At 42.9% G+C, this 4,851-nt stretch carries 2 protein-coding genes; both read right to left on the bottom strand.

Annotated elements, in window-relative coordinates:
* Window positions 1–193 precede the first annotated feature (193 nt).
* Window positions 194–2,287: a hydantoinase/oxoprolinase family protein gene (locus RM368_RS02820; protein ID WP_322692633.1), complete on the bottom strand. Its 2,094-nt coding sequence runs from the start codon at window positions 2,285–2,287 to the stop codon at window positions 194–196.
* Window positions 2,288–2,346: 59 nt separating this feature from the next.
* A partial coding sequence (locus RM368_RS02815; protein WP_322692632.1) for a COR domain-containing protein occupies window positions 2,347–4,851 on the bottom strand: 2,505 nt, incomplete at its 5' end.

The following is a 4,851-nucleotide window of genomic DNA, read 5'->3' as shown; positions in this document are numbered from 1 at the left end:
CAACTTACCGAGTTTGCTTTCCTCTATTATATGCAGCTTCATATTCAATTGGTATAAGTCAGGTGTATTTAATTTTCCATCTAGACAAAGCTAGCAAATTTCCGAAGGAAGAAAAGATAAATTTAACATTGAAAATCTCCGAATATTTTCTGAAAGTTAATATTTTCGGTTCATGAAATTAAATCAGAAATCCCTATCTCAGACGTTGCAAAGTTAAATGATTGCGTTCAGTTAATCTCGCTTGCCAATTAGGTTCTACTACAATTGTGCTAATTTTTTCGATAATAATTGCAGGCCCATTAATACTATCTTCTGGTTGTAAATCTTCCCGTCGATAAACAGGAGTATTATACCATCTATCAGCAGTAAACATCTTGACTGTCTCAACAGATACGGGGGCTTCATCTAAAGAACGGGTACGAATAATTAAAGGTTCTTCGGGAGTATCCATTTTTTGAATTACTTCCACTGAAGCAGATTCGACAATTAAGTTTTTATTTAATTGAATGAAACCATAGCGTAATTTATGTTCATTCTCAAATTCTTGTTGCATCACTACCACATCATCGGCAAAATTAACAGTCAAGATAGAGTTAGTACCCTTGTATTTTAAGTTAGCTTTTCGGATTACTTCTACTTGAATGGGTATTTCATCTATTTCACTTCTAGCTTGAGTTTCTAAATATTCCATTAACTGCTGTAATTGAGGAATTAATGCTTGAGTTAAAGATTGTTCAACTCCTCCTTCTCTGATTGCTCGTACATCAGCTAATCCTATTCCGTAAGCAGAGAGAACTCCTGCATAAGGATGTAGAAATATTTTTTCCATTCCCAAAGTATCGGCAATTAAGCAAGCAACTTGTCCACCTGCACCACCAAAACAACACAGCACGTATTTGGTGACATCATAACCTCGCTGCAAGCTGATTTTTTTAATTGCGTTTGCCATATTTTCCACTGCGATCGCTATAAATCCTGCGGCTACTTGTTCGGGAGTACAATCATTTAATGTAGCGGCTTGAATGTCTTGGGTTAATTGGGTAAATTTTTGAATAACAATATCTTTATCTAAAGGTAAATTACCATCAATGCCAAAAACTGAGGGAAAATATTGCGGGTGAATTTTACCTAACATTACATTGGCATCAGTAACCGCTAATGGCCCGCCACGCCGATAACAAGCAGGGCCAGGATTTGAACCAGCAGATTTAGGGCCGACACGATAACTAGAACCATCAAAAAAGAGAACTGAACCACCGCCAGCAGCAATAGTATTAATTGCTAATACCGGAACTAGCATCCGCGCCCCAGCAATTTCCGAATCTAGTTGTCGTTCATACTCTCCTTTAAAGTGGGCAACATCTGTACTTGTCCCTCCCATGTCAAAGGTAATAACTAACTCAAAACCTGCTCTTTTACTAGTTTGAACTGCGCCAACAATACCGCCAGCCGGGCCGCTTAAAATACTATCTTTTCCTTGAAATTGCTCGGCTGCAACTAAACCGCCATCAGATTTCATAAACATTAATTTGACGCTGGGTAACTGATTCGCTACTTGATTAACATAGCGGTGCAGAATAGGAGTTAGATAAGCATCGACTACTGTTGTATCTCCTCGGCTAACCAACTTCATTAAGGGACTAACTTGATGGGATACAGATATTTGGGTAAAGCCGATTTCTTGGGCAATCTGGGCTATTTGTTGTTCGTGTTTAGGATAGCGATCGCTGTGCATAAAAACAATAGCACAACTTTGAATTCCTGTGTGGTAAATTGCTTGTAAGTCACTTTTGACTTGTTCAATATTTATAGATATTAATTCATTTCCGTTAGCATCATAACGTTCATCTATCTCAATCACCTGTTCGTAAAGCATCGTTGGTAAAATTATCTGGCGGGCAAAGATGTTAGGACGGTTTTGATAGCCAATTCGCAGCGCATCTTTAAACCCTTTGGTGATTAGAAGAACAACCCTGTCTCCCTTTCTTTCTAACAGCGCATTTGTTGCTACTGTTGTCCCCATTTTTACCACTTCTATGGCTTCAGCAGGAATGGGTTCGTTGCTAGCAATACTCATGATATCTCGAATACCTTGGATAGCAGCATCTTGATATTGTTCGGGATTTTCTGAAAGGAGTTTGTAGACTATAATCCATTGCTGATTAGGCAGAGGGACAATTAAAAAACGTTCGGGATGTTTTGAAACTCTATCGATAATTGCTTGATTATTAGTAACAGCAACAATATCTGTGAATGTACCACCACGGTCAGCAAAAACCTTCAACATTACTCTGTTTCCTGTATAATCATGAGAAATTACGAAATAGCTCTAATATCCGTTGTCAATTAATATTCATCTACAAATTGAGGATGAACCCAGAGAAATTCACGGCGTTTGTTTTGCACGCGCACTAAACCACCGAAACTAGGATCTTTTCCTTTCAGAAGGGCGTGTAATTCTCGCAAAATCGAGCCTTGGGCGCGGATTGCATCGCCTTCCAACAAAGAAGATTCACTCTTAGACTTTCCAGCCAAAGCGATATCGCTTCCTTTCAAGAAAGACTCGGTAGTTTTCTGTCCTAGATCGATTTGTTCTTCAATGCCTTTGTATGCTGTGTCATCAAGCATCAACTTGGTTGCGGAAGCTGCGACAGGTAAGACTAGGCTAAGAGTTGTTGTCAATAGTTTGAGAAAGGGGGCTGCTTTGGTGAACCACTCGCGGGGCAACTCTAATTCATAGACTCCTTTAGTCTGGTCGTCGGGATTTAAGGCTGGAAGTGGTAGACGAGCGTGTTCGCACCAGAGAGTGAGTTGAAACTTGGCTCTGAGCCATTTGCGGCTATCAAAAAATTTCGGATCTACGGGCTTAAAACTGAACAGGCGCGGCCCGTCTTTGGCTTCATCAGTGAGCATCTGCATGAGTGTTGCAAACTGCTGATCGCCCTGGCTTAGAATGGTGCGTTGCTTCTGAGATAATACCTGAAAACGTGCTTGATCTAGGCGATCGTACATAACCAAATCTTGGCGGATGACGTTTAACTCGTCTTTTACAATGTATCGGAACTGCTCAATGTCAATTTCTTGGGATAGGGGTTGAGCAGTCGGCGCGTTATTCAGTAGTCGGTCTATGTTTTGCCATTCGCCACACCCAGAAATGGGACACGGGAACTCATGGCGATTTTTCTTTTTGCTTTCAATTAATTTTTGTACCTCAAACAGTCCGTTTCCAGGCGCATTCATACTGCAAGGTGCAATGCACGGAACCATCACATTACAACGCAATCCTTCCCAGAAATTCTCGACTAGCCATTTAATCTCTTCCGTGAGATATGACAGAAACCTTTCAGGATAAGCTGCCCGCACTGTGATTTTTACATCAGTGCCAACATACTCCAGTAATGCTCGACCGTTGTAATCATTGTCAAGCATTAAGCCGCGTTGCCAGTGAATGCTGTTTTCGTAATTAGTCCGCCCCAGTGAGTATTTGTGCAACCGGACAATCAATTGATAAAATAATCCTTCTGCTACTGCAAACTGTCCGCGACTGTCCACAATGCGGCAGATTTGCACCTGTTGTCTATCTCCGGCTTCCGGTTGCTCTCCCCAATTGGGCAATGGCTCCGGGCGTGTGTCGGGAACGAGTTGAGCAATTAGGCTGGTATTACTAGTTTCTGACCGATCGAATACCACTTTGTAAGATAGATCAAAGCGTTCCATCAGCCGCAGAAAAATTGGATGCAACTTTGAGGGGTAGCCTTCTTCGCCTGCAAATGGCGGATGGCTCCACAACTGACTGAGATGCTGAAATTCGACCAAACCGTTGCGTTTGCGTGTCGTTTCATCATCTAGCACAAAGCTGATCGCTTTTGCCAACCAATCGGGTTTAAGGATGACGATATCGCGTAGTGTTGGGTCGTAATGGTAATGGATGAAATGCCCTAATATATGGGAGATGCGAAGGAACAGTTCTGCTTGCTCCTCATCGATTCCCTCTTTAGCGCAGATGGCAATGACATCATTGTAGGGGAGATAGACTTTGTCACTTGTCTGTAAGGTTTCCCGCACTCGTTGCCACTTTGCGGGAACGGAACGCCCCATTTCGGGAAGAGATGCAGCGACACGAGCAATAGCATTTTTTAATTCTGCAAGCCCAGTACAATCCATCGTATCGTCCTTGGGTTTGCTGTCTATATGGAAGAAATCAATTACGGTATCTTTGCCGAATTGATCGAGAATTTCTTGTCTGTCAATATCTGGTTGTCGCTGTCCAGGGCCGCCGTGAGTTGCGACGACCAATACCTTTGCATCTGGTTCTCGATTTTTGATCAGCGTAATCCACTCTTTGACAAAGCCCTGCTGGGGGCCTTCCCGTGGCTTCCAGATAACCAGATACACGGCTGGCGCACTGAAAAACAACTGGTGCGTTGGTCGATAAACCCGTTGACCGCCAAAATCCCAACCATTCAACGTGATTTCTATGCCAATGTCGGGGTTGGTTACGATTACAGCCTTAATTTCAATCCCGTGAGTAGTAGGGCGACCATCTACCCATTTATCTCCTCGCAATGCACCCAACAGACAACTCTTGCCCACCTCACCCTCGCCAACTAGGATCAGTTTGGCTTCATTCAGAGTTATTTGTTCTTCTGCCTGTGCCCGCAGGTATTGCAAAACAGTTTTTGTGCCTTGTTTATAAGCGGCTGCAAGATCAGGGTTAAGAGGGTTATTGTCGAGGTAAAGCTGTTGCAACTGAGTCAGGGATGCGAGCGCCTCTGGCAGTTGGCTCAGTTGGTTGTTGTCGAGGTAAAGCTGTTGCAACTGAGTCAGGGATGCGAGCGCTTCTGGCAGTTG

This window comes from Nostoc sp. DedSLP03 (assembly GCF_034530815.1).
GTDB lineage: Bacteria > Cyanobacteriota > Cyanobacteriia > Cyanobacteriales > Nostocaceae > Nostoc.
Note: the sequence above shows the minus strand (reverse complement) of the source record. Positions and strands in the feature narration are given on the sequence as shown.

Coding starts and splice junctions, on each gene's coding strand:
- RM368_RS02820 (WP_322692633.1), bottom strand. CDS start 2,287: ATGTTGAAGGTTTTTGCTGACCGTGGTGGTACATTCACAGATATTGTT.